The organism is Primorskyibacter flagellatus (assembly GCF_048268605.1).
GTDB classification, from domain to species: Bacteria; Pseudomonadota; Alphaproteobacteria; order Rhodobacterales; family Rhodobacteraceae; genus Primorskyibacter; species Primorskyibacter flagellatus.
In genome coordinates this window covers 198,271-221,607 of record NZ_JBLWVF010000001.1, presented here as the reverse complement: position 1 = coordinate 221,607, position 23,337 = coordinate 198,271, and the positions used below count along the sequence as shown (strand labels likewise).

The 23,337-nt window shown below is 61.5% G+C and carries 23 protein-coding genes; 5 read left to right on the top strand and 18 right to left on the bottom strand.

Going from position 1 to position 23,337, the window contains the following annotated elements; genetic code table 11:
* Nucleotides 1-3: 3 nt before the first annotated feature.
* From ACN0WV_RS01075 to ACN0WV_RS01025, 11 genes are all read right to left on the bottom strand, one after another.
* The gene (locus ACN0WV_RS01075; RefSeq protein WP_417603120.1) at nucleotides 4-306 is read right to left on the bottom strand and encodes a hypothetical protein; all 303 of its coding nucleotides are present in this window, start codon (nucleotides 304-306) and stop codon (nucleotides 4-6) included.
* Entirely contained in the window at nucleotides 303-590 is a 288-nt protein-coding gene (locus ACN0WV_RS01070; RefSeq protein WP_417603118.1) for a hypothetical protein, read from the bottom strand. The genes ACN0WV_RS01075 and ACN0WV_RS01070 overlap by 4 nt, the downstream gene beginning before the upstream one ends.
* Nucleotides 591-600: 10 nt before the next feature.
* A complete protein-coding gene (locus ACN0WV_RS01065) occupies nucleotides 601-1,830 on the bottom strand; it encodes an NADH-quinone oxidoreductase subunit D (RefSeq protein ID WP_417603116.1) in 1,230 nt (409 codons plus the stop codon).
* Nucleotides 1,830-1,964 carry a hypothetical protein gene (locus ACN0WV_RS01060; protein WP_417603114.1) on the bottom strand — a complete coding sequence of 45 codons (135 nt, stop codon included), beginning with the start codon at nucleotides 1,962-1,964 and terminating at the stop codon, nucleotides 1,830-1,832. Before ACN0WV_RS01060 ends, ACN0WV_RS01065 begins: the two co-directional genes overlap by 1 nt.
* Before the next feature lies 1 nt (nucleotide 1,965).
* Nucleotides 1,966-2,139: a hypothetical protein gene (locus ACN0WV_RS01055; RefSeq protein ID WP_179141447.1), complete on the bottom strand. Its 174-nt coding sequence runs from the start codon at nucleotides 2,137-2,139 to the stop codon at nucleotides 1,966-1,968.
* Nucleotides 2,139-2,747: an NADH-quinone oxidoreductase subunit C gene (locus ACN0WV_RS01050; protein WP_417603112.1), complete on the bottom strand. Its 609-nt coding sequence runs from the start codon at nucleotides 2,745-2,747 to the stop codon at nucleotides 2,139-2,141. Before ACN0WV_RS01050 ends, ACN0WV_RS01055 begins: the two co-directional genes overlap by 1 nt.
* 61 nt (nucleotides 2,748-2,808) lie before the next feature.
* Nucleotides 2,809-3,426 carry a NuoB/complex I 20 kDa subunit family protein gene (locus ACN0WV_RS01045; protein WP_235866583.1) on the bottom strand — a complete coding sequence of 206 codons (618 nt, stop codon included), beginning with the start codon at nucleotides 3,424-3,426 and terminating at the stop codon, nucleotides 2,809-2,811.
* A complete protein-coding gene (locus ACN0WV_RS01040; RefSeq protein ID WP_084352401.1) occupies nucleotides 3,417-3,782 on the bottom strand; it encodes an NADH-quinone oxidoreductase subunit A in 366 nt (121 codons plus the stop codon). Before ACN0WV_RS01040 ends, ACN0WV_RS01045 begins: the two co-directional genes overlap by 10 nt.
* Nucleotides 3,783-4,156: 374 nt before the next feature.
* A complete protein-coding gene (locus tag ACN0WV_RS01035; protein ID WP_417603109.1) occupies nucleotides 4,157-6,109 on the bottom strand; it encodes an acetyl/propionyl/methylcrotonyl-CoA carboxylase subunit alpha in 1,953 nt (650 codons plus the stop codon).
* Nucleotides 6,110-6,303: 194 nt separating this feature from the next.
* On the bottom strand, nucleotides 6,304-7,911 hold the full coding sequence (locus tag ACN0WV_RS01030; protein ID WP_417603107.1) for a carboxyl transferase domain-containing protein: 1,608 nt from the start codon (nucleotides 7,909-7,911) through the stop codon (nucleotides 6,304-6,306).
* A gap of 79 nt (nucleotides 7,912-7,990) precedes the next feature.
* Nucleotides 7,991-9,154, bottom strand: coding sequence for an isovaleryl-CoA dehydrogenase (locus tag ACN0WV_RS01025; RefSeq protein ID WP_417603105.1), 1,164 nt, complete (start codon nucleotides 9,152-9,154; stop codon nucleotides 7,991-7,993).
* Nucleotides 9,155-9,300: 146 nt separating this feature from the next.
* Here ACN0WV_RS01025 and ACN0WV_RS01020 point away from each other — a divergent pair, with 146 nt between their 5' ends.
* Entirely contained in the window at nucleotides 9,301-9,780 is a 480-nt protein-coding gene (locus ACN0WV_RS01020) for a pyridoxamine 5'-phosphate oxidase family protein (protein WP_417603103.1), read from the top strand.
* Complete coding sequence (locus ACN0WV_RS01015; RefSeq protein WP_084352406.1) at nucleotides 9,780-10,235, top strand: CreA family protein; 456 nt, start codon at nucleotides 9,780-9,782, stop codon at nucleotides 10,233-10,235. Before ACN0WV_RS01020 ends, ACN0WV_RS01015 begins: the two co-directional genes overlap by 1 nt.
* 171 nt (nucleotides 10,236-10,406) lie before the next feature.
* On the opposite strand, the gene ACN0WV_RS01010 is transcribed toward ACN0WV_RS01015, so the two are convergent.
* From ACN0WV_RS01010 to ACN0WV_RS01000, 3 genes are all read right to left on the bottom strand, one after another.
* The gene (locus ACN0WV_RS01010; protein ID WP_417603101.1) at nucleotides 10,407-11,987 is read right to left on the bottom strand and encodes a toll/interleukin-1 receptor domain-containing protein; all 1,581 of its coding nucleotides are present in this window, start codon (nucleotides 11,985-11,987) and stop codon (nucleotides 10,407-10,409) included.
* Between the two features lie 57 nt (nucleotides 11,988-12,044).
* On the bottom strand, nucleotides 12,045-13,238 hold the full coding sequence (locus ACN0WV_RS01005) for a DegT/DnrJ/EryC1/StrS family aminotransferase (RefSeq protein WP_417603100.1): 1,194 nt from the start codon (nucleotides 13,236-13,238) through the stop codon (nucleotides 12,045-12,047).
* Between the two features lie 79 nt (nucleotides 13,239-13,317).
* On the bottom strand, nucleotides 13,318-13,992 hold the full coding sequence (locus ACN0WV_RS01000; protein ID WP_417603098.1) for an HAD-IA family hydrolase: 675 nt from the start codon (nucleotides 13,990-13,992) through the stop codon (nucleotides 13,318-13,320).
* A 116-nt stretch (nucleotides 13,993-14,108) separates the two neighbouring features.
* Here ACN0WV_RS01000 and glmU point away from each other — a divergent pair, with 116 nt between their 5' ends.
* Nucleotides 14,109-15,464 carry a bifunctional UDP-N-acetylglucosamine diphosphorylase/glucosamine-1-phosphate N-acetyltransferase GlmU gene (gene glmU, locus ACN0WV_RS00995; protein ID WP_417603096.1) on the top strand — a complete coding sequence of 452 codons (1,356 nt, stop codon included), beginning with the start codon at nucleotides 14,109-14,111 and terminating at the stop codon, nucleotides 15,462-15,464.
* Nucleotides 15,465-17,288 carry a glutamine--fructose-6-phosphate transaminase (isomerizing) gene (gene glmS, locus ACN0WV_RS00990; RefSeq protein WP_417603093.1) on the top strand — a complete coding sequence of 608 codons (1,824 nt, stop codon included), beginning with the start codon at nucleotides 15,465-15,467 and terminating at the stop codon, nucleotides 17,286-17,288.
* A gap of 113 nt (nucleotides 17,289-17,401) precedes the next feature.
* Here glmS and ACN0WV_RS00985 read toward each other — a convergent pair whose 3' ends face one another.
* Complete coding sequence (locus ACN0WV_RS00985; protein WP_084352418.1) at nucleotides 17,402-17,881, bottom strand: hypothetical protein; 480 nt, start codon at nucleotides 17,879-17,881, stop codon at nucleotides 17,402-17,404.
* Between the two features lie 84 nt (nucleotides 17,882-17,965).
* Here ACN0WV_RS00985 and moaA point away from each other — a divergent pair, with 84 nt between their 5' ends.
* On the top strand, nucleotides 17,966-18,973 hold the full coding sequence (gene moaA, locus ACN0WV_RS00980; RefSeq protein ID WP_116597258.1) for a GTP 3',8-cyclase MoaA: 1,008 nt from the start codon (nucleotides 17,966-17,968) through the stop codon (nucleotides 18,971-18,973).
* A gap of 121 nt (nucleotides 18,974-19,094) precedes the next feature.
* Here the strand turns inward: moaA and ACN0WV_RS00975 are convergent, their stop codons facing one another.
* The 3 genes from ACN0WV_RS00975 to ACN0WV_RS00965 form a co-directional block, all read right to left on the bottom strand.
* Entirely contained in the window at nucleotides 19,095-19,892 is a 798-nt protein-coding gene (locus tag ACN0WV_RS00975) for a glycosyl transferase (protein WP_417603090.1), read from the bottom strand.
* A gap of 300 nt (nucleotides 19,893-20,192) precedes the next feature.
* The gene (gene argE / locus ACN0WV_RS00970; protein WP_417603088.1) at nucleotides 20,193-21,359 is read right to left on the bottom strand and encodes an acetylornithine deacetylase; all 1,167 of its coding nucleotides are present in this window, start codon (nucleotides 21,357-21,359) and stop codon (nucleotides 20,193-20,195) included.
* 8 nt (nucleotides 21,360-21,367) lie between these two features.
* Nucleotides 21,368-23,188 carry an ABC transporter ATP-binding protein gene (locus ACN0WV_RS00965; protein ID WP_417603086.1) on the bottom strand — a complete coding sequence of 607 codons (1,821 nt, stop codon included), beginning with the start codon at nucleotides 23,186-23,188 and terminating at the stop codon, nucleotides 21,368-21,370.
* Between the last annotated feature and the right edge of the window lie 149 nt (nucleotides 23,189-23,337).

The window sequence follows — 23,337 nt, the reverse complement described above, 5'->3', positions numbered from 1 at the left end:
TTCCTATTGCGTCAGCACGCAGGCGACGGGAATGTTTGGCACAGTCCGGTCGGGGTTTTCTCCGTTCAGCTCGGCCACCAGCGCTTGCTGGCGAATGGCAGAGTCGGTCATGTTGTCAGCGATGAAGCACAGGTAGAGATCCGTGCCCTTCTGCATTCCGAAGGTCGCGCCGCCGGTGCTGCTTGTAGCAAAAGGTTCAAAGCCTTGCGCGGCCAGATCCGACACATAGACAAAATCGCTTTTGCCGGCCTCCGTGGCAAGCGCGGGCGCGGCACACAGAGCCAGTATGCAGCCGATGCGGATCATGCCGCGCAGGCCCCCGTGGTCAGCCGCACGCCGCCATCCGACAGTTTTACCGCCTCTTCGCGGGCCAACTTGTACTCGGTGACCTGAATCACCTGCTCACGCGTCAAACCGGTCTGAAGTTCCACCGGCAGATAGTCGCTTTCGGCCACCATATCGCAGCCGATAGAGGTTACGGCCGCGTCATATGCGGCAATCTGCTCGGCCGACACACCGTCGGGCGGCAGGGCAAGACAGCCGGTCAGGCCAAACGCTGCAATGGTCAAAAGGATCGTCGGTCGCGTCATGGTCATTCCTTCATCGATCAATCTCGCCGAAGACCACGTCCATCGTGCCGATGATCGCCGCCACATCGGCCAGTTGGTGACCGCTGGCCACATAGTCCATCGCCTGCAAATGCAGAAAGCCCGGTGCACGGATCTTGGAGCGATAGGGTTTGTTGCTGCCATCCGACACCAGATACACGCCAAACTCGCCCTTGGGCGCTTCGACGGCGGCATAAACCTCGCCTGCGGGGACGTGAAAGCCCTCTGTGTACAGTTTGAAGTGATGGATAAGCGCCTCCATCGAGGTCTTCATCTCGCCGCGCTTGGGCGGCGTGATCTTACCGCGGGCCAGAATATCGCCCTGCCCTTCGGGGGCTTGCAGCTTTGCGATCGCCTGTTTGATGATGCGCAGAGATTGGCGCATTTCTTCCATCCGCACCAGATAACGGTCAAAGCAGTCGCCATTCTTGCCGACAGGGATCTGGAAGTCGAACTCGTCGTAGCATTCATAGGGCTGGGCGCGGCGCAGATCCCAGGCAAAGCCCGACCCGCGCACCATGACGCCCGAGAATCCCCAATCCAGAATGTCCTGCTCGGAAATGATGCCAATATCGGCATTGCGCTGCTTGAAAACCCGGTTCTCGGTCAGCAGTTCGTCAATGTCGTCCAGAACGTTCGGGAACTCATCGGCCCATTCGTCAATGTCGGCCAGCAGTTGTGGTGGGAGATCCTGATGCACGCCGCCGGGACGGAAATAGGCCGCGTGCAGGCGCGCCCCGCAAGCCCGTTCGTAGAACACCATCAGCTTTTCGCGTTCCTCAAAGCCCCAGAGCGGCGGCGTCAGCGCGCCCACATCCATCGCCTGCGTCGTCACGTTCAGCAGGTGGCTGAGAATGCGCCCGATCTCGGAATAGAGCACCCGGATCAGACTGGCGCGGCGCGGCACCTCGACCCCGGTCAGCCGTTCGATGGCCAGGCACCAGGCATGTTCCTGATTCATCGGCGCAACATAGTCGAGCCGGTCGAAATATGGCAGGTTTTGCAGGTAGGTCCTGCTTTCCATCAGCTTTTCGGTGCCCCGGTGCAGCAGGCCGATATGCGGGTCGCAGCGTTCGACGATCTCACCGTCCAGTTCCAGCACCAGCCGCAACACGCCATGCGCCGCCGGGTGCTGAGGCCCGAAGTTGATGTTGAAATTGCGGATCTTCTGCTCGCCCGACTGCGCGTCGGTGCTGCCGTCATCGAATTTGGAGCCGTCCATCAAACTGTCCTCCGTGCAATCACAAGCGTCTTGGCGGCCTGTCGTTGCGAAACTTTGGTCATGGCGATCGCACCATTGGCTAGAACAAGGCCGGCCGCGATCAAGTGCATCATCTCGGTCAGAAACGGGATCATCTCAACGCTTCTCCAACTCTTGCAGCTTCACGCCCATCCACCACAGCAGCGCAATCGTGCCGAGGGGGACAAGACAGGCCGCTGCCCAGTATTTGTTTATGCCGAAGAACGGCAGCAGCTTGACCATCGGAATGGCCGTCAATGCCGACAGAACAAGCCACCAGAAACCGCCCATTACTTCGCCTCTTCCTGCTTTTCATCGCCCGGAAGAATGTAATGCGCGCCTTCCCAGGGGGACATGAAATCAAACTGACGATATTCCTGCACAAGGCTGACCGGCTCGTAGACGACGCGTTTCTTCGACTCGTCGTAGCGCACTTCGGTATAGCCCGTGGTCGGAAAATCCTTGCGCAGCGGATAGCCCCGAAACCCATAGTCGGTCAGGATGCGCCGCAGGTCCGGATGACCGGAAAAGAGAATGCCGAACATGTCGAACACTTCGCGTTCGAACCAGTTGGCAGATGCATGCACATCGGTGATCGACGGCACCATCTCGTCATCGCGCACCGCGACGCGCAGGCGAATGCGGTGGTTCTGATACATCGACAGGAAGTGATAAACCACGTCAAACCGCTGCGCCCGCTCGGGATAATCAACGGCGGTGATATCAACGAGGGTCGAGAACTGGCACGTCCGGTCAGCTTTGAGAAACTCGACAAAGCCGACGATGTTGGCGCGGGCCACATCCACGGTCAATTCATCAAAGCTCACATTCCAGGACAGCACGCAATCGGGGCGCTTGATCTCGATATGGGTGCCAAGCTCTTGCAGGGCGGTGGTCATCAGAATGCCTCCGGTGCTGAAAGGTATTTGCCGCAGCGGGCGCTGAATGCGGATGTCGAAATCATCGCATGATCGTCCCGGTCCGGCGGATCTTTTTCTGCAAGGCCATCACGCCATATAGCAGCGCCTCTGCGGTTGGCGGGCAGCCGGGCACATAGACATCCACCGGCACGATCCGGTCGCAGCCCCGCACCACGGAATAGCTGTAGTGATAATAGCCGCCGCCATTGGCGCAGGACCCCATGGAGATCACATAACGCGGCTCCGGCATCTGGTCGTAAACCTTGCGCAGCGCGGGTGCCATCTTGTTGGTCAGCGTGCCCGCAACGATCATCAGGTCCGACTGGCGCGGAGAGGCGCGTGGCGCGGTGCCAAAACGCTCAAGGTCGTAGCGCGGCATTGCCGTATGCATCATTTCAACAGCGCAGCACGCCAGCCCGAAGGTCATCCAGTGCAGCGATCCGGTACGCGCCCAGTTGATGATGTCCTCGGTCGAGGTCAGCAGAAACCCTTTATCCTGAAGCTCTGCGTTCAGGGCCTGGGTCGCGACCTCGTTATCGCCACCGGCGGTATTGTTGCCGTAAGGGGCCAGCGCGGAGGGTCCGGATTTGATGCGGTCCGCCTGTTTGCCGTCGCCCTGCACCTCCGTGACAAGCGGCTTGTCGTCGGTCACTCCCATTCCAGGGCTCCCTTTTTCCATTCATAGGCAAAGCCGATGGTCAACACGCCGAGAAAGACCATCATCGACCAGAAGCCTGTCATGCTCACATCCTTGAAGGCCACGGCCCAGGGAAAGAGAAAGGCTATTTCCAGATCGAAGATGATGAACAGAATGGCCACAAGATAGAATCGGACATCGAATTTCATCCGCGCGTCATCGAAGGCGTTGAAGCCACATTCATAGGCCGACACCTTCTCGGGGTCCGGATTGCGCACGGCCAGAACCACCGCGGCAAGAATGAGCACAAGGCCAAGTCCGATCGCTATGGCCATAAAAACGAGAATGGGGAGGTACTCCCTCAGCATCTCTTCCATGTGACAGGCTCCTTTCAGGTCGCGCCGCAGCGCGCCTTCGCAAGACGGTATGGGCTAGAGCAGGTTCTAGCCCCGGCACCGGTCAGGGTCAACCGCGGGCACATATATTCACGGCACCGAAACGAATTTGAATTTCATCGACTTAGGCCAAGAAATCGCGGCCAGACAACATCGGTTGCGGCAAATTGTCAGCCAGACCGCGAAATCGCCGCGCAGCGTCGGGGTCGCATTGCTCCGGCTGCACGCACATTCCCGCAGGGCTGACCAACGCGCTGGCCCAGACGTAAACCACGCGTTTGTCCGGTCACACCATTGCCGGTGCCGACGCTTGGCATCGCGTCAATCAGCCCTGCGCGACCTCGCGGCAAGCAATGTCAAACTTCTGGCGCGTCGGTTTCCTCTTCAAGCCGGATCACCGCGGCACCTGCCGCGACCTGATCCCCCTCGGCGACCAGCACCTCCGCAACGATACCGTCGCGCGGTGCCTGCAAGGCGTGTTCCATCTTCATCGCCTCCAGCACAGCAAGACGATCACCTCTGGTCACCGCCTCGCCGACACGGGCCGTAACCATCCGGACCAATCCCGGCATCGGCGCCTCGACCAGATCACTGCCACCCGACGCATCCTGCGCCCGCTCCAGCGGATCTACCATCGTAAACCGCTGGCCATAATCGGCAAATACGGTGACGTCGTGCCCGGTGGTGATACTGCCATGCCCGGCCTGACCGTCAAAGCGCCACTGCCCATCGACGCGCGTGGCAAGGATTTGGGATCCGTTCACCGTCACCCTGCGTTGATCCCGTGACAGGACCTCGACTGTCGCCGCATGCGCGGTCTCGCCTTGCTCCAGGTCGATCTTGCGGCCGACCGGCGTCCAAAGATGCACACCCTGGACGGCATCGCCCGGCCCCAACAAGCCAAGCAAGGCCAGCGCCGCTTCGGCCACGACGGCATCTGACACTTCGGGCACGGCGGTCAGCGCGTCGATGTCTCGCGCGATCAGCCCGGTATCGACCTCGCCGGCCGCAAATCCCGCATGACGCGCCAGGTGCCCCAGAAACGCAAGGTTGGTCACTGTCCCGGCGACTTCGCAAGTCTCGATGGCGCGGGCCAGACGTTTCAGCGCCACGTCCCGTGTCGGACCGTGCACGATCAGCTTTGCAATCATCGGATCATACCAGGGGCTGATCTCGTCCCCTGCCCGCACACCGCTGTCAGCGCGCACGCCTTCCGGAAATTTCAGATGCGACAAACGTCCCGTCGCGGGCAGGAAACCCTTGGGGACATCTTCAGCATAAAGCCGTGCCTCGAAGGCGTGGCCGTTGATGCGCAAGTCCTCTTGCCGGGCGGGCAGTGGCTCGCCAGCGGCAACACGGATCTGCCATTCCACCAGATCGACACCGGTGATCGCCTCTGTCACCGGATGCTCGACCTGAAGACGCGTGTTCATCTCCATGAACCAGAACCCGTCAGACCGAAGCCCGCCCGAGCCGTCCACGATGAACTCCACCGTACCCGCCCCGGAATAGCCGATGGCCTCGGCCGCGCGCACCGCCGCGTCGCCCATCGCGGCGCGCATCTCTGGTGTCATGCCGGGGGCCGGTGCCTCCTCGATCACCTTCTGATGGCGGCGCTGCAACGAACAATCCCGTTCGAACAGATGCACCGCGCGGTTGCCGTCGCCAAAGACCTGCACCTCAATATGCCGGGGCTGCTGCACGAATTTTTCCACCAGCACCGCGTCATTGCCGAACGCGCCACGCGCCTCGGATTGCGCACTGGCCAAAGCATCGGCGAAGTCCTTGGGCCGCTCGACAAGGCGCATGCCTTTGCCGCCGCCGCCCGCCACGGCCTTGATCATCACCGGATAGCCGATCCGCTCCGCCTCTTGCACCAAACGCGCGGGCCTCTGATCCTCGCCGTGATAGCCCGGAACGACGGGCACGCCTGCCTTTTCCATCAGCGCCTTGGCCGCATCCTTCAGCCCCATCGCCCGGATCGCCTTTGCGGATGGACCGATAAAGACCAGCCCCGCCGCCTCTACCGCCTCGACGAAATCCGGGTTCTCGGACAGAAAGCCATAGCCCGGATGGATCGCCTGCGCGCCCGTCGCCTTTGCCGCCGCAATGATCGCATCCCCGCGAAGATAACTGTCGGCAGGCGCAGCCCCGCCCAAGCTGACGGCCGTATCAGCCAGTGCCACATGCGCCGCGCCCGCATCCACGTCGGAATGTACCGCCACGCAGCGAAGCCCCATCGCTTGCGCCGAGCGTATCACCCGGCAGGCAATCTCGCCCCGGTTGGCAATCAGGATCGTGTCGAACATCGCATTTCCTCCGCGCGCTTCACGCAATTGTCTTTTCATACCGCCAGAACACAGGTTCCCCCAACCGTCGCCCGGCGATCCGTCCCGCAACGTTCTGCCCAACAGGAGCGGCACAGACCGACCGGGCAAAGCCCCGGCACGGGCGCGGGGTGGGCGGGTGGGCGCGCCCGTGCCGGGGCGACGGGTGCCACCGCTCACATCCGGAAGACACCAAAGCGCGTCTCCTCGATCGGTGCATTCAGCGCCGCCGAAAGCGACAGCGCCAGTATATCGCGCGTCTTGCGCGGATCGATGCAGCCGTCATCCCAAAGCCGCGCCGAGGCATAAAGCGGATGCGCCTGGCGCTCGAACATCTCGACTGTCGGGCGCTTGAATTCCGCCTCCTCCTCGGCAGACCAGGTGCCGCCCTTCCGCTCGATCCCGTCGCGTTTGACCGTGGCAAGAACGCCGGCCGCCTGTTCCCCGCCCATGACAGAGATCCGGCTGTTGGGCCAACTCCACAGGAAGCGCGGCTGATAGGCGCGCCCGGCCATGCCGTAATTGCCCGCGCCGAAGGATCCGCCGACCAGCAGCGTGATCTTGGGCACGCTTGTCGAGGCCACCGCCGTTACCATCTTGGCGCCATGCCGCGCGATACCCTCGTTTTCGTATTTCCGGCCGACCATGAATCCGGTAATATTCTGCAAGAAAACCAGCGGGATACGACGCTTCGAACACAGCTCGATGAAATGCGCGCCCTTCTGCGCGGCCTCGGAAAACAACACGCCATTATTGGCGATGATCCCGACCTGAACGCCCATGACTTCGGCAAACCCGCAAACCAGCGTTTCTCCGAAGCGCGGCTTGAATTCATCGAACCAAGACCCGTCGACGACGCGCGCAATCACCTCGCGGATGTCATAGGGTGTTCGCAGGTCAGCAGGCACGACACCCAGAATCTCTGCCGGATCATAGGCCGGATCGGCCCCGCCCGGCAGCGCAAGAAACGGCGCATTCTGGGGTCCGGCAAGGCTGCGCACGGCACGACGCGCCAAAGCCAGCGCATGCGCGTCATCCTCGGCCAGATAATCCGCCACGCCCGACAGCCGCGTGTGCACGTCACCGCCGCCCAGATCCTCGACCGAGACAACCTCTCCGGTCGCGGCCTTGACCAAAGGTGGACCGGCCAGAAAAATCGTGCCCTGCTCGCGCACGATGATCGTCACATCCGATATGGCAGGCACATAGGCCCCGCCCGCCGTACAGGACCCCATGACGACAGCGATCTGCGCGATGCCCTTGGCGCTCATCCGCGCCTGATTGTAGAAGATCCGTCCAAAATGATCGCGATCCGGAAACACCTCGTCCTGATTGGGCAGGTTCGCGCCACCGCTATCGACAAGATAGATGCAGGGCAGATGGTTTTCCTCGGCGATCTCCTGCGCGCGCAGGTGCTTCTTGACGGTCATCGGATAATAGGTGCCGCCCTTCACGGTGGCATCGTTGCACACCACCATGACCTCGCACCCCTCGACCCGGCCGATCCCCGCGATCACGCCTGCCGCCGGAGCCACGCCATCATACAGACCATGCGCCGCCGTCGCGCCGATTTCCAGAAACGGCGAACCGGGATCAAGCAGGTTCGCGACCCGGTCCCGCGGCAGCATCTTGCCCCGCGACAGGTGCCTTTCCCGCGCCTTCTCTCCCCCGCCGGCGGCGGCCTGCTCCGCCGCCTCGCGGATAACCTCCAGCGCCGCCAGATGGCCCCTTGTGTTGGCCTTGAACGCGTCCGAGGACCGGATCGCTTGGGATTGAATCTTCATGGTGCAGTCTCCGTTACGGACAGGGGTGCGAACTGATGGACGGCACTCGAGACACCCCCGCGATCATTCATGACACCGGTCACCCCATCGCCCCCATCATCTCGCGGCCCACCAGCATGCGGCGAATCTCGGACGTGCCAGCGCCGATTTCCATCAGCTTGGCATCGCGGAAAAGCCGTGCAACGGGCGCGTCTTGCAGAAAGCCCGCGCCGCCCATCGCCTGCACGGCCTGATGCGACTGAACCATCGCTTGCTCGGACGCGTAAAGACAGCAGGCCGCCGCATCCTGCCGGGTCACGTCACCCCGGTCGCAGGCCTTCGCGACCTCGTAGACATACGCGCGGGCAGAGTTCATCGCGGTGTACATATCCGCGATCTTGCCCTGCATCAGTTGAAAGCTGCCAATCGGTTGGCCGAACTGCTTGCGCTCTGCCATATAGGGCATGATCTCGTCCAGACAGGCGGCCATGATGCCGGTGCCGATGCCGGCCAGAACAACGCGCTCATAGTCCAGCCCGGACATGAGAACCCGCACGCCGCGCCCTTCTTCGCCCAATATGTTCTCGAACGGCACTTCGACGCCATCAAAGATCAACTCTGCCGTGTTGGACCCACGCATCCCCAGCTTGTCGAAATGCGGCGAGGTGCTGAACCCCGTCATCGACTTTTCGATCAGGAACGCGGTGATGCCTTTCGACCCGGCATCCGGATCGGTCTTTGCATAGACAACCAGCGTTTCGGCATCCGGGCCGTTGGTGATCCAGTATTTATTGCCATTCAGCACAAACCGGTCATTTTTCTTTTCGGCCCGCAGCTTCATGCTGACAACGTCGGACCCTGCCCCTGCCTCTGACATGGCCAATGCGCCGACATGCTCGCCCGAGATGAGGCCGGGCAGGTATTTGCGCCGCTGCTCATCCGTGCCGTTCAGCTTGATCTGGTTCACGCAAAGGTTGGAATGCGCGCCGTAGGACAGGCTGACGCTGGCAGAGGCGCGGGCGATCTCTTCAACCGCGATCACATGCGCGAGGTAGCCCATGCCTGCACCGCCGTATTCTTCCGGCACGGTGATCCCCAGAAGGCCCAGATCGCCCATCTCGCGCCACAGCTCTGACGGGAAGGTGTTGGAACTGTCGACCTCGGCCGCGATCGGCTTGACCCGCTCCTGCGCCCAGCGATGCACCATCTCGCGCAGCGCATTCACGTCCTCACCAAGATCGTATTGCATGACAGCGTTGTACACAGGCGCCTCCCCTCGCTTTATTGAACACTTGTTCAAATACTACGCGCCCCGGGTCTTCCGGTCAAGCGTTCTGGTCGATCAAAAGGAACCACAACGCTGCATGGCGCGTTGGAATGCCAAACGGGAATGATGAAAGGTAAGCAGCAATGGCACAGATGGAAAAGAACCTGAAAAACGACTTCTGGACCCGCATCGAGAACGTGCAGGCGGGCATGATGACTGCTGAAGGCGGTCGCGCGGTTCCGATGTCGCCCATGGCGGACAGCGACAATAACGCCGTCTGGTTCATCACCGCCCATGGTACAGACGTGGCGGACGCCGCCGTGCGTGGAAGCTCGGCAACGTTTCTGGTGGCGGACCCAAAGGCGAATATCTACGCCAGCGTGATTGGTCATCTGGAAATTGTCGATGACGCTCAGAAGCTTGACGAGCTGTGGAACGCGGTTGTCGCGGCATGGTTTGAAGAAGGCCGCGACGATGATAAGGTCCGCTTGATAAAAATGACCCCCACCACGGCAGAGATCTGGGCCACGGATGGCGCGGCAGGCTTCCTGTACGAGATTGCGAAAGCGCATATGAGCGACGAGAAACCCGATATGGGCGATCATGGCACGGTGACCTTTTGATGGGTCGCCTGCGCGTTGCCGCCCTGTTGTCCTGTCTGCCGCTGCTTGCCCAAGCAGAGCAGGTGGGCGAGATCGGCGTCGACTGGGTTGGCAATGACATCATCATCGAGGCCGTTGCCGACCCGCAAGTCGAGGGCGTGACATGTCACATCGCTTATTTCGACCGTGGGTTGATTGATCGTCTGTCAAAGGGCAATTGGTTTGAGGATCCGTCAAACGCCTCGATCGCGTGTCGCCAGACCGGACCGATCACACTGGGCGACATTGATCGTGACGAGAGCGGCGAAGACGTGTTCCGCACCTCGCGCTCGATCATCCTGAAAAGCCTGCGGGTCAAGCGGATCTATGACGAGGCGAACCGCACATTGATCTACGTCGCCCACGCAGCAGAGTTGACCGACGGGTCGGCAAAAGTGGCGATCTCTACCGTGCCGCTGTATCAACCGGGCCAGTAGGTTCGGCAAACTGCATCCGGAAAGGGCCTAAAGGAAAAGAACAGTTCTGTGTCTTTTCCCGAATTGCCTTGTCATGCGCAGACCTCGCGCGAACCGCCAGGGTGTTCTGGGCTGGTTTGGCACCCTACCCTCATACGGCTGACAACCACGGCCAGCCAGCGCGAAACGTCGTCAGTTTTTAAGCAGTTCAGAGGCGAGCCGCGTGACTGTCCGGTCCAACTGCGCCACCGAGGATTCCCGGCAATCCGCGAGGTTCAGGATCATCAGCCAGTCCGTCAACCCGCCATGCACCTCGCGCCAGTAAACCGGCCAGAGGAACTCAAACCCTGCGCGCTTGTTGCGCAGGCGGGCCACCATCAACTCCTCCTGACATTCCGGCGATTGGATATATTCGGGGCTGAGCAAGCACAGGACCCTGTCGCTTTCGGCAAGCGCCTCATCGATGCGGGATTGATAGGAGACGCCGATGGGAATGTCGCGGCGGAACTCGAAAACCTTGACGCCGGGCGACGCCACGCGGAAGCCATCAAGCACCCGCCTTGCCGCTTTGGCGTCCGTTGACGAATAACTCAGAAAGATCTTTTTATCAGACCCGATAAGTTCGTGCGCATCCAACTTGTCGAATTGTCTGTTCGACGACGGCACCAGACCGAGCCTGGAAAGACTGTCTCTGATCCACCAGACATAGAGAAACACCACCAATCCTACGCCGATCGCCGCCGACACGATCGCAGTCCAGGATGGCGGCCAGACGGACCGGTATTGCAGGTCGATCACTGCGACGAGGAAAAAAGGAGCAATCGTCATCAGCGCGAATAGAAGGGTTTTGGTTCTTGATTGCCCAATTCCGAATACGCGCTTCCTGCGGAATTCCAGTCGATATGCGGGCAAAAGACCCAATAGCATCACGCCGAGAAGTCCCAACGACAGCAGGTCAACTGCATCGGCACCGATCAGGACCCACGACAAGCCAGACAGCGCGAGCGCCACCAACAACGCGAATTGTAGGCTGACTGACCCGCGAGAGCGGCCATGCGAACTCCACACGGCGGAGTCGAAGCCGGCTTGCTGACCGCTTACCGGAACGTCGGCTTCCTTAAGGTTATCGTCTTCAAACGCAAATTCCGACGCGACTGGCGCAAACGTCCCCGAGGCTGGCGGATCATCTTCCTTGAACTCGGAAAAAGCCGCTTTCATAGCAGCTGCCTTTGGCGCGTTATGCGCCACGATATACAGCGTCGAGATCGGCAGCCCAAGTTGCAGCCAGCGCGTTGCGGCCTCCAGCAGCGGCGCCATCATCTGACTGTCGCTCCAGCCCGCATCCCCCGTGGCAAGCAGCGGCATCGCAACAGAGTGATCGCGGTTTTCGTCACCACCCAAAGATTCGAGAAACGGAAACAATGCGCGGAACAGCTCTCCGACCACGACGGGCGGCGCGCCGAGCGTTTGTGGCTCGAAACAGACCAACCGGTCAAAGCCCGCAGCCTCCACCGGGCGCGACAGCCACGCACCGCTTTCGGCGCGCAGATCCATCGCTTTCATGCTGGCAAGCTCTGCCACGGACACGCCGTTGCGCGCCAACTGTCCGACCATAGAGGTCGGCGTCGGCGTATAATCGCCCGGAAAGGCCGAGATCACCAGAAGATCAACCCGTTGCGCCGCATCAATGCGTGCAAGATTGCCCTGCGCCAGAACAATGCTGCGCGTCTTGCCGTTTACGACTACGTCAATCCGGTCCAGTTCTTTCAACATCGCTTCAGTAAAGCAGCGAGAGATGTAGCGCACAAGCGTGGCATGAGGCGCAGAGTGTCACGCAGCCTGCCAGACCGCGCTGACCTCGGCCCGGATGATACGGGCGATCAGCGCGCAATCGTCAAGACTGAAGGTCAAGGGCAGACGCAGATCCACGATCCCCGCCAGAACGCGGTCGGTGGCGGGCATGGCTTCCGCATCCGCGTAGCGCCAACTGTCATAGCGCGAGGTATAGCCTGCGGGTTCTGGCGCGCCGAACCACTTCATCTCTACCCCGCGGGCGGCACAGCGGCGCAAGATATCCGTCACCTTTTCTGCGGGCCAGTCGAGCAGAAGGAACTGGAACGACGACGCGACAAAGCCCTCTTGTTCCGGCCGCAAGATCAGCCGCAGACCCGCCGTGTCGCGAAGCCCTTCTTCGACCACCGCATAGCGCGCGTTCCAACGTTTCTTCTGCGCCTCAAGCTGCTGTAGTTGTGGCCGCAGGATCGCGGCGCGCAGATTGTCCATTCGGCCCGAAATGTTGGGCGTGTCGTATTTCGCCTGGGCAAATGCCTCTGGCGGCGGTCCGGCAAGGTGCCTGTCAAACAGCATATAGGACCCCGACAGCATCACCGCGCGCGCCATGACCTCCGCATCATCGGAGACCAGAAAGCCGCCCTCGCCGGAATTCACATGCTTGTAGGTTTGCGTGGAATAGCAGCCGATCAGACCGTGGCGACCGGATGGCACCCCCGCCCAGTCCGCGCCCATCGTATGCGCGCAATCCTCGATCACGGTCACGCCGTGCGCGTTGCAGATCGCCATAAGCGCATCCATGTCGCAGATATGCCCGCGCATATGGCTGAGCATCAGCACATCGGCGCGGTCCAGCTTGGTGCGCAGATCCTCCAGGTCGATCACCAGATCCTCTGTCACGCCGACGAAAACCGGCCGCGCCCCGACGCTGGCAATCGCCCCCGGTACAGGAGCCAAGGTAAAGGCATTGGTCAGCACCCGGTCGCCCGGTGCCACCCCTGCTGCACGCAGCGCCGTGGCCAGCGCATAGCCGCCCGAGGCGACGGCAAGGCAAAACCGCGCGCCGGTCATGCGGGCGAAATCCTGTTCCAACAACGCGGTTTCGCCCGCCTCGCCCTCGGCCACGTTGTAACGGTGCAGGCGCCCGCTGCGCAGCACCTCCAGCGCGGCGGCGATGGCCTCTTCGCTGATCGGTTCCTGCTGGGTGAAACTGCCGGTGAAAATTTCGCTCATGCCGCAATCTCTCGTCAGCGCGCGCATTGGTCAATCACGGAATGCGCCGGTTGGTCAGGTGATAAAGTCTGGCGGCAGGTCACGCCGCCACGACCGGCAGCAGACGCGCGACAAGCGCGGGCAGGTCGTCATAATGCGCAAGCAGCTCTTCCGGCTCCAGCGCAGCAACATCCCCACCCGTGGGTCCAAAGGTCACCAGCACGCAAGGCACCCCGGCGGCGCGGGCGGTTTCCCGGTCGGTCGTGGTGTCGCCAATCAGGCAGCTTTGCGTCACCGACCCGCCTGCACGCTCGACCGCCGCGACATAGGGCGCGGGATCAGGCTTGCGAACCGGCAGGGTATCGGCCCCGATCATCGAGGCGAACGCGTCGCGCACCCCCAGCCGGGTCAGCAAGGTATCGGCCAGCCTTTCGGGTTTGTTGGTACAGATCCCCACCCGCACACCCGCGTCGCGTAGGGCCGTCACAGCCTGCATCGCGCCGGGATACAATGTCGTATGAACGTCAATCGCCGCGCCATAGGCCGCCAGAAGTTCCGGATACCAGCGCTCAACCTCACCGTCCGAGTGTTTTTCCAGCCGCGTCAGCCCCAGCGACAGCATCGCCCGGCCGCCGTGAAAAGCCGTGGCGGCATCGGCCACCGGATCCAGCACATCGCCCGCCCCCATCGCCCGAAAGCAATGGTTGGCCGAAGCGATCAGGTCCGCGCTGGTATCCGCCAACGTGCCATCAAGGTCGAAAATCACTGTCCGCATTGCCTGCCCTTACCCGATTACCTGTCACAACCCGCAATCAGACGTGATACCACGCTGCTTGCAGTCCATCACCAGACCGATAAAACGGGCCGCAAGAAATAACAAAGAGAAACCGCATGAGCATCGCACTTGTCATCCTTGCCGCAGGCAAGGGCACCCGCATGCAATCCGACCTTCCCAAGGTGCTGCACAAGCTGGCAGGCGCACCGCTTTTGGCACATGCCATGCAATCGGGGGCAGCCCTTGACCCAGAGCATACGGTGGTTGTTGCAGGCCACGGTGGGGATGCCGTCACCGCCGCGGCACAGGATCAACACCCCGAAGCCCGCGTGGCTCTTCAGACGGAACAGTTAGGCACCGCACATGCGGTGGCGCAGGCGCGCACGGCGCTTGAGGGCTTCGGCGGCGACGTGATCGTCCTGTACGGGGATACGCCCTTCATTTCGGAAGACACGCTGCTGGCGATGCTGGAGGCCCGCACCCGTGCCGATGTCGTGGTACTGGGCTTTGAGGCAAGCGATCCGGGCCGCTACGGCCGCCTTGTGACGGAAGGCACCACCCTGACCCGCATCGTCGAGTTCAAGGACGCGACCGAGGCAGAGCGCGCCATCACCCTGTGCAACTCCGGCGTGGTCTGCGCCGATGCGGACACGCTGTTTGATCTGATCGACGCGGTCGGCAATGACAATGCGAGCGGGGAATACTACCTGACCGACATCGTCGCCATCGCGCGCGACCGCGGCCTGAATGCCACCGCCGTGACCTGCGACGAGGGCGAAACACTGGGCATCAATTCACGCCTCGAACTTGCCGCCGCAGAGGCCGCTTTTCAGACCCGCCGCCGTGCGGAACTGATCGAGGACGGCGTGGTCATGCAAGCCCCAGACACGGTGATTTTTGCCTTCGACACCGTGATCGGCAATGGCGCCGAGGTCGAACCCTATGTGGTCTTCGCCCCCGGTGTGACCGTGGAATCCGGGGCGCGTATCCGCGCCTTTTCGCATCTCGAAGGCGCGCATGTCAGCCAAGGGGCCATCGTCGGGCCGTATGCACGCCTGCGCCCCGGCACGGAACTGGACGACAATGTGCGCGTCGGCAATTTTGTCGAGGTTAAGAACGCGCATCTGCACGAAGGTGCCAAGGCCAACCATCTCAGCTATATCGGCGATGCAGAAGTGGGAGCCGCCGCAAATATTGGCGCGGGCACGATCACCTGCAACTATGACGGGGTGATGAAACACCGGACCAAGATCGGAGCGCGCGCCTTTATCGGCTCGAACACCATGCTGGTGGCACCTGTCGCGGTCGGCGACGAGGCCATGACCGGCAGCGGATCGGTCATCACGCAGGATGTGCCGGACGGGGCGCTGGCAATTGCGCGCGCCGAACAGCAGACCAAGCCGGGCTTGGCGCGAAAGCTGGTTGAAATGCTCAAGGCCAAGAAGGCGAAGCAGAAAAAAGAGGCGTCATAGATGTGTGGTATCGTTGGGGTTCTAGGCAAACACGAGGCCGCCCCGCTGTTAGTGGAGGCCCTGAAACGGCTGGAATATCGCGGCTATGACAGCGCCGGCATTGCGACAGTCAACGAAGGCGCACTTGAGCGTCGCCGCGCTGTTGGCAAGCTGGTCAACCTGTCGGATCTGCTTGTGCATGAACCACTGGTTGGCAAAGCCGGCATCGGCCATACCCGCTGGGCCACGCATGGTGCCCCGACAGAGGTGAACGCGCACCCGCATCGCGCGGGCTCCGTCGCTGTGGTGCATAACGGCATTATCGAGAATTACCGTGAATTGCGCGCCGAACTGGCCGAGCAGGGCATCAAGTTTGTCACCGAAACCGATACGGAGACCGTGGCGCTTCTGACGCAGCACCACATCGCCCAGGGCAAGTCTCCGGTTGAGGCGGCTATGGCAACGCTGGACCGTCTGAACGGCGCGTTCGCATTGGTGTTTCTGTTCGAGGGCGAGGATGATCTGCTGATTGCCACCCGCAAAGGCTCTCCACTTGCGATCGGGCATGGCGATGGCGAGGTCTATGTCGGCTCTGACGCGATTGCGCTGGGGCCACTGACCGACCGCATCACCTATCTGGATGAAGGCGACCGCGCCGTTCTGACGCGCTCCAAGATCGAGATCCGCGACGAAACGGGCGCAGTGGTCGAACGTCCCGTCAAGAAAATCCGGATAGACGCCGCGCGCGTCGACAAAGGTGGCCACAAGCACTTCATGGCCAAAGAAATCGCCGAGCAACCCACGGTTCTGGCCGAAGCGATCCGGTCCTACCTGACACCGGATGGCAAGGGCATCGCCCTACCCGGCGACGGGATTGATTTCACCGCCGTTGACCGGCTGACCATGGTGGCTTGCGGCACGGCGTCCTACGCGTGCCTCACCGCGAAATACTGGTTCGAGCAATATGCGCGCGTCCCAGTGGATGTCGATATCGCGTCGGAATTCCGCTACCGCGAACCGCCGATCCCCGCGCGCACAACTGCATTGTTTGTCAGCCAATCAGGCGAGACCGCAGATACGCTTGCCGCCCTGCGCTATTGTCAGCGCAAGGCAGAGCGGATCGTCTCGGTGGTCAACGTCCCCGAAAGCTCCATCGCGCGGGAAAGCGATCTGGCGCTGCCGATCCACGCGGGCGTAGAGGTCGGCGTGGCTTCGACCAAGGCGTTTACCTGTCAGCTGGTGGTGCTCTTGTTGCTCGCGCTTAAGGCGGCATCGGACCGGGAGGAGATAACCGCCGAAGAGCTTGCCGCCCATCTGGCCGATCTGCGCGCATTGCCCGGCGCTCTGAACGCCGCACTCGATCGCGGCAAGGATGTCCGCAAGGTCGCCCGCAAGCTGGCAGAAGCCCGCGACGTGCTGTTTCTGGGTCGTGGCCTGATGTATCCACTGGCTCTGGAAGGCGCTTTGAAACTAAAGGAAATCAGCTATATACATGCCGAAGCTTATGCATCAGGCGAACTGAAGCACGGCCCCATCGCGCTGATCGACAAGACCGTTCCCGTGGTGGTCATGGCACCGCGCGATGCGCTCTTCGACAAGACGGTATCGAATATGCAAGAGGTCATGGCCCGTGGCGGCAAGGTCGTTCTGGTGACAGATGCCGAGGGCCTTCGGGACGCGGGCGATGGTGTGTGGCAGCAGATCATCCTGCCGAGCGTTGCCCCGATCCTGACGCCGATCCTTTATGCCCTGCCCGCGCAGCAGCTGGCCTACCATACAGCCATCGCGAAGGGCACGGATGTTGACCAACCTCGCAACCTGGCGAAATCGGTGACGGTGGAATGACAGCGGAAGGCTGGCTGGCCACTCTAAAAACGCAAGCCTATCCAGCCTTCTTTGACGGCTGAGGCAGGCAAGTCTTGAAGAAAAGTTCGCCCGCAACTGCGGACGCCAAAACGTCAGGACCCGTAGACTTCCAGTGTCGGCAGGTCAGTCAAGGGCGCGCCGATCAGTTGCATGGCTGACAAGGAAAGCTGACTGCCTGATCCGGGTGCCGCGTCCAACGGGATCAGATCCACCTGCGCCGATTTTCCGGACCCCGGAAACACCACCCGGCCCTTGCGCGCGGTCTTCACAAGCGGCGTCTTCATCCACAAACCGCTTTGCGAAGGATCGCCCAGCGACGCAACGGTGGTCCCCAACCGGCTTTCGCCGCCCGACGGGACTTTCGCGGCTTCTGCGCGGTCTTCAAGGCTGACCGTATCGAAGGCTTCGGCCGTGCGCGCATTTGCAGGCGGTTTCGGCGCGGGCCGCGCTTGTGGTCGCTGCGCAACATCGTCAGGCGCGCGGGATGTTCCGGGCGTGCCCGTAAGGCCATCGACGCAGCCTGCAAGGGCCACGACACAAAGCAGGGAAACTGGAAGCGTGAGTGTTTTCATGGCCGTGAAGATAGGACCAACGTCGCCCCGCGTCCAGACCGCGCAGCCCTTGCAGGCGGACCTCCGCGACGTTACCTTGATTGCATGAACACGCCATTGATAGACCCATTCCTGCGCCCGATCACCTACCTTCGGGTTTCGGTCACCGACCGGTGCGATTTCCGCTGCGTCTATTGCATGTCGGAGAACATGACCTTTCTGCCCAAGAAAGAGCTTCTGACGATGGAAGAGCTGGACCGGATGTGTTCGACCTTCATCGGTCTGGGCGTTGAAAAGCTGCGCATCACCGGGGGCGAACCTCTTGTGCGCAAGGGCATTATGACCTTCTTCAATGATATGTCCCGGCATCTGGAAAGCGGCGCGCTGCGCGAATTGACGCTGACGACCAATGGATCGCAGCTGGAACGGTTTGCCCAACCGCTTTGGGATGCGGGCGTGCGGCGGGTGAATATCTCTCTCGACACGCTGGACGAAGGCAAATTCGCCGAGATCACCCGCTGGGGGCGTCTGCCGCAGGTTCTGCGGGGCATAGATGCGGCACAGAAGGTCGGCATGCGGGTGAAGATCAATACCGTCGCGCTGAAAGGCTTCAACGAGGACGAATTGCTGCCACTGGCAGAATGGTGCGCCGAGCGAGACATGGACATGACCTGGATTGAGGTCATGCCGATGGGTGACATCGGCAATGAGAACCGTCTGGGGCAATATTGGGCACTGTCCGACCTGCGCGAGACGCTTGGCCAGCATTATACGCTGACCGATCTGCCGGAGCGCACCGGTGGGCCTGCGCGCTATGTGCGGCTGGAAGAGACCGGGCAGAAGATTGGGTTCATCACGCCGCTCAGCCATAATTTCTGCGAAAGCTGCAACCGGGTCCGGCTGACCTGCACGGGCGAGTTGTTCATGTGTCTGGGGCAGGAAGACAATGCCGACCTCCGATCCGCCCTGCGCAACCATCCCGACAGCAACGCCGCCTTGCGGGACGCGATCCGCGACGCCATCGCGCACAAGCCCAAAGGGCACGACTTTGACTATTCCAGACAGGCGCTGGACGGCCAGATGTCACGCCATATGAGCCATACCGGCGGCTGAACACGCCGCCTTGCGAGTCGCGAGGCATGGCACCAGTCAGGTATGGTATGCGGTGGGCTCAGCGTAGACGCGCTTCGGGCAGTGATCTGAAAGCACTATCCGGTCCGACAAGCTGAAAGGATCAGGCCCAGTCCCGGCCCAGATCAGCCTTGGCGCGGTCAATCCAATGGTCTTTCAGCCAAGCGCAGGGCCGCGAATGGCGAATCCACGACCCGTTATACCCCGTGACAGCCTCTGACATTTTTGGACGTCCGTGAAAGCAGACGACGCGCGCCTCGGGTGGCAGAATGGGATCGCGCAGGTAGTTGATCGGCGGCAGGCCAAGACAATCATATTTGAAGCTGACCACCAGCTCGCCAAGGATATATGCAAAATCACTGTTGTCCATCGCCTTGTGCGAGGTGTAGCGCTGCTCCGATCCGCGCGCCTTTTCAACCTCTGCATAGGGGTTGGCGGCAAGGTCATTATACAGATAGCCGTGCCGCGCCGGGTCGAAACGAAAAACAGAGCCATGCCCGGTCGGGCGGCCCTTGCGCTTTTCCGTCCAGTCATGGCGCATCGCGATCTTGTCGGCGGGCATCTGCCAGATCGGCGTCAGATCGCCGGTGATGACCACATCCAGATCGAACCCAAGGAATGGGCCATCCAGATCTGGCACAAGACCTGGCCGAAACAGCGAGACCTTGCGCATCGCACCCTGCCGGTTGGCCACGGCGAGGGCTGCCGCCATCGGCTCTGCATAGGGTTCGACGGGCAGAGGCAGCACCTCTATATCCGGGTGCAGTCCGTCGGTTTCTTCTGTCATGCAAAAGAACCGCACCGGCTGGGACAGGTTGCGCCGCACGCCTGAATACAGGCGGTTGACGTATTCCGGCCCGAACAGCGTGCCCCATTTGATACAGATGATATTGGCGACCAAGCTGGGACCCTCCTGCGGCTTTCAGCGGGTGTTACTCCGGAACGATGCGGCATGCCAGAGGCGCGACACCGCTGCACAGGCAAATCACGATGACCTTGCCAGAGCCATCGGACTTGCCGTTGATGATCTCAACAACGCCGGCACGGGGGCGAACCGCGTCTCAGCTGAACGGTTCGCAGCGTACCGGCGATGGTCCATACCGCGCGGCGAACGTCATGCGTAAAGCCGGGATGCGCATAGAAAATCCTGCACCATTCGCTGATCTTCAACTATATCGCGAATGCTGTTCTTGACGGCATCTCAGGCCTCCTTCAGGCGGGACAACAGACGGCGCATGAAATCATGGCCCGCCTCGAACTGTTCAACGGTGATATATTCGTCGGGCTGGTGGGCCTGTGCGATGTCACCCGGCCCGCAGACAACCGCCGAGTAACCGGCATTCTGGAAATGCCCGGCCTCGGTGCCGTAGCTGACGACGTGGTTGCCATTGTCGCCTGTCAGCGCGCGCGCCAGTGCCTCGGCCTCACCATCCTGTTCGGGCTGAAGGCCGGGGACTTCGTAGCGTTTGGTGATCTCGATATGGGTTTCGGGACGGACCGCCTGCATGTCCGCCTCTATCTCACGAACACGGGCCAGGTAGGCGTCCTTCCAATCCGTCAGAGACTCGCCGGGGACCACCCGAAAATCCATCCCCAGCCAACAGTGCTTGGCGGTGATGTTATGCGCAGTGCCGCCTTCGATCTCTCCGACATGGCAGGTGGTCCATGGTGGATCGAACATCGCGCCCAAAGTCGATGGTGTGCGCGCGCGGTTCTCGGCATTGCGTTCATTCGCCCAGACGATCAGTTTCGCCGCCTCCATGATCGCATTCACGCCGGTATGCATCAGCGAACTGTGCACCTCGAACCCGACCACGCGGGTGTGAAACCCCTGACTGCCCTTGTGCCCGGTGACGGCCCGAAGCGTTGACGGCTCGCCGATCAGCGCGGCGCTGGCTTTTGGCAGCTTGGCCGCCATCGCCTCGATCAGTGGCGGCGCGCCCGTGCAGCCGATTTCCTCGTCATAGCTGAGCGCCAGTTGCAAGGGCCGCGCGACACCGCCCTGATGCGCCTCGACCACCGCCCAGATCGCCAGCGCATCAAAGCCCTTCATATCGGTGCAGCCGCGCCCGTAAAGACGCCCGTCGCGTTCCGTCACGGTCCAGGGGTCGGACGTCCAGGGCTGACCATCGACCGGCACGACATCGGTATGCCCCGACAGAACCAGACCGCCCTCGACCTCCGGGCCGACATGGGCAAACAGCGCGGCCTTGTTGCCATCCTCGTTATAGTGGCGATGGCAGGTGATGCCCTGCCCGGTCAGATAGGTTTCAACCCAGTCAATCAGGTCGAGGTTGCTGTCCCGGCTGACGGTGGGAAACCCCACCAATTTGTCCATGATCGCGCGTGGTGACAGTATATCAGTCATTTGCCCTCTCAATACCCGCTATCCGATGTCAGCACCTTGTGACCTCCGCCCAGATCGGCATAGATCGACGGTCCGGGTTCATGGCCGACAGGGTGGATCGGAGACGGGATCGGTTTGAAATTCAACTCATGCTCGGATTTGCGGCGGCGTGGATCGGCGATCGGCACCGCGTTCATCAAGGCCTGTGTATACGGATGCTGCGGGTTTTCAAAGACCGCAGCGCGAGGGCCTATTTCGACAATCCGGCCCAGATACATGACGCCGACATGGTGGCTGACACGCTCGACCACGGCCATATCGTGGCTGATGAACAGGTAGGACAGCCCAAGATCGGCCTGCAACTCCATCATCAGGTTCAGCACCTGCGCCTGCACTGACACATCCAGCGCCGAGACAGCCTCGTCCGCGACGATCAGCTTGGGGTTCAGCGCCAGCGCGCGGGCAATGGCGATGCGCTGGCGCTGCCCGCCTGACAGTTCGTGCGGATAGCGGCGCAGGAAGCTGCGCGGCAATTCAACCCTGTCAAACAGCATCTCGACCCGCTCTTGCCGCGCGCGCCCGGAATGCGTTGTGTAGTTGCGCATCGGTTCGGCCACCTGATCCGCAAGCGTCATCTGCGGGTTCAGGCTAGCGAACGGGTCCTGAAACACCATCTGCATGTCCAGCCGCGCCTTGCGCAGATCACCCGCATTCAGCGCCACGATGTCCTTGCCGTCAATCTCGATCTCGCCGGACAGCGGTTCGACAAGCCGCAGGATCGACCGTCCGGCGGTGGATTTGCCGCACCCGCTTTCGCCCACCAGACTAAGCGTCTGGCCGCGATTGAGGTCGAAAGACAGATCCTCGACCGCATGCACATTGGCGATGGTGCGGCGAAAGAAGCCGCCCTTGACCGGGAAACGCGTGGTCAGGCCGCGCACTTTCAACAACACCTCGTTGCTTCCATGGATCGGCTTGGCGGCAAAGCGGTCATCGCCCAACAGGCGCATCGGTTCAGGACAGGCCGTCCCGCGCATTTCGCCCAGTTTTGGAACCGCCGCCAGCAACGCCTTGGTATAGGCGTGCTGCGGGTTCTCGAAAATTTCCTCGACAGTGCCTTCCTCAACCTTGTTGCCGCGAAACATGACCACGACCCGGTCGGCCATCTGCGCCACCACCGCCATATCGTGAGTGATGAACATCACCGCCGTGCCGGTTTCACGCTTCAGACGGTCCATCAGGGCAAGGATCTCGGCCTGAATGGTCACATCCAGCGCGGTTGTCGGCTCGTCCGCGATCAGCAGGCGCGGCTTGCAGGCCAGCGCCATGGCAATGACAACGCGCTGGCGCATGCCCCCGGACAATTCATGCGGATACTGCTTCAGCCGTCTTTCCGGTTCCGGAATTCGGACCTGCCGCATCAGATCCAGTGCCTCTGCCACGGCCTCGCTTTTTGTCATGTCCTTGTGCAGGCGCAGCCCTTCTGTCAGTTGCCGCTCGACGGTGAAGACAGGGTTCAGCGCCGTCATCGGTTCCTGAAAGATCATCCCGATTTCATTGCCACGGATCGCGCGCATTTGGTCCTGATCGGCGTGCGCCAGATCGATTTTGTCCCCGTCCTTGGGATCAAACAGCAGGTGCCCGCCGGCAATGGTTCCGCCACCGTATTCCACCAGCCGCATCAACGACAGCGAAGACACAGATTTGCCGGATCCCGACTCTCCCACGACGCAGACGGTCTCTCCGGGGTTGATGTCGAATGACATATCCTCCACCCCGACCACGGTACCGCCCTTGGTCTCGAACGTAACCCGCAGATTCTCGATGCGGGCAATAGCGTGGTCGAGCATGACACGTCTCCGGGTTTCGCAGAGCCCGACGCTAGCGACAGAGAACATGTTGTGTCAAATCCGGACAGGTATTCCCCGCAGCCAAGTCTTGATTTTTTGCGAAAGTCTGTTTCGATAGGTAGATGAGGGATCGAAACCGATTGCAACGA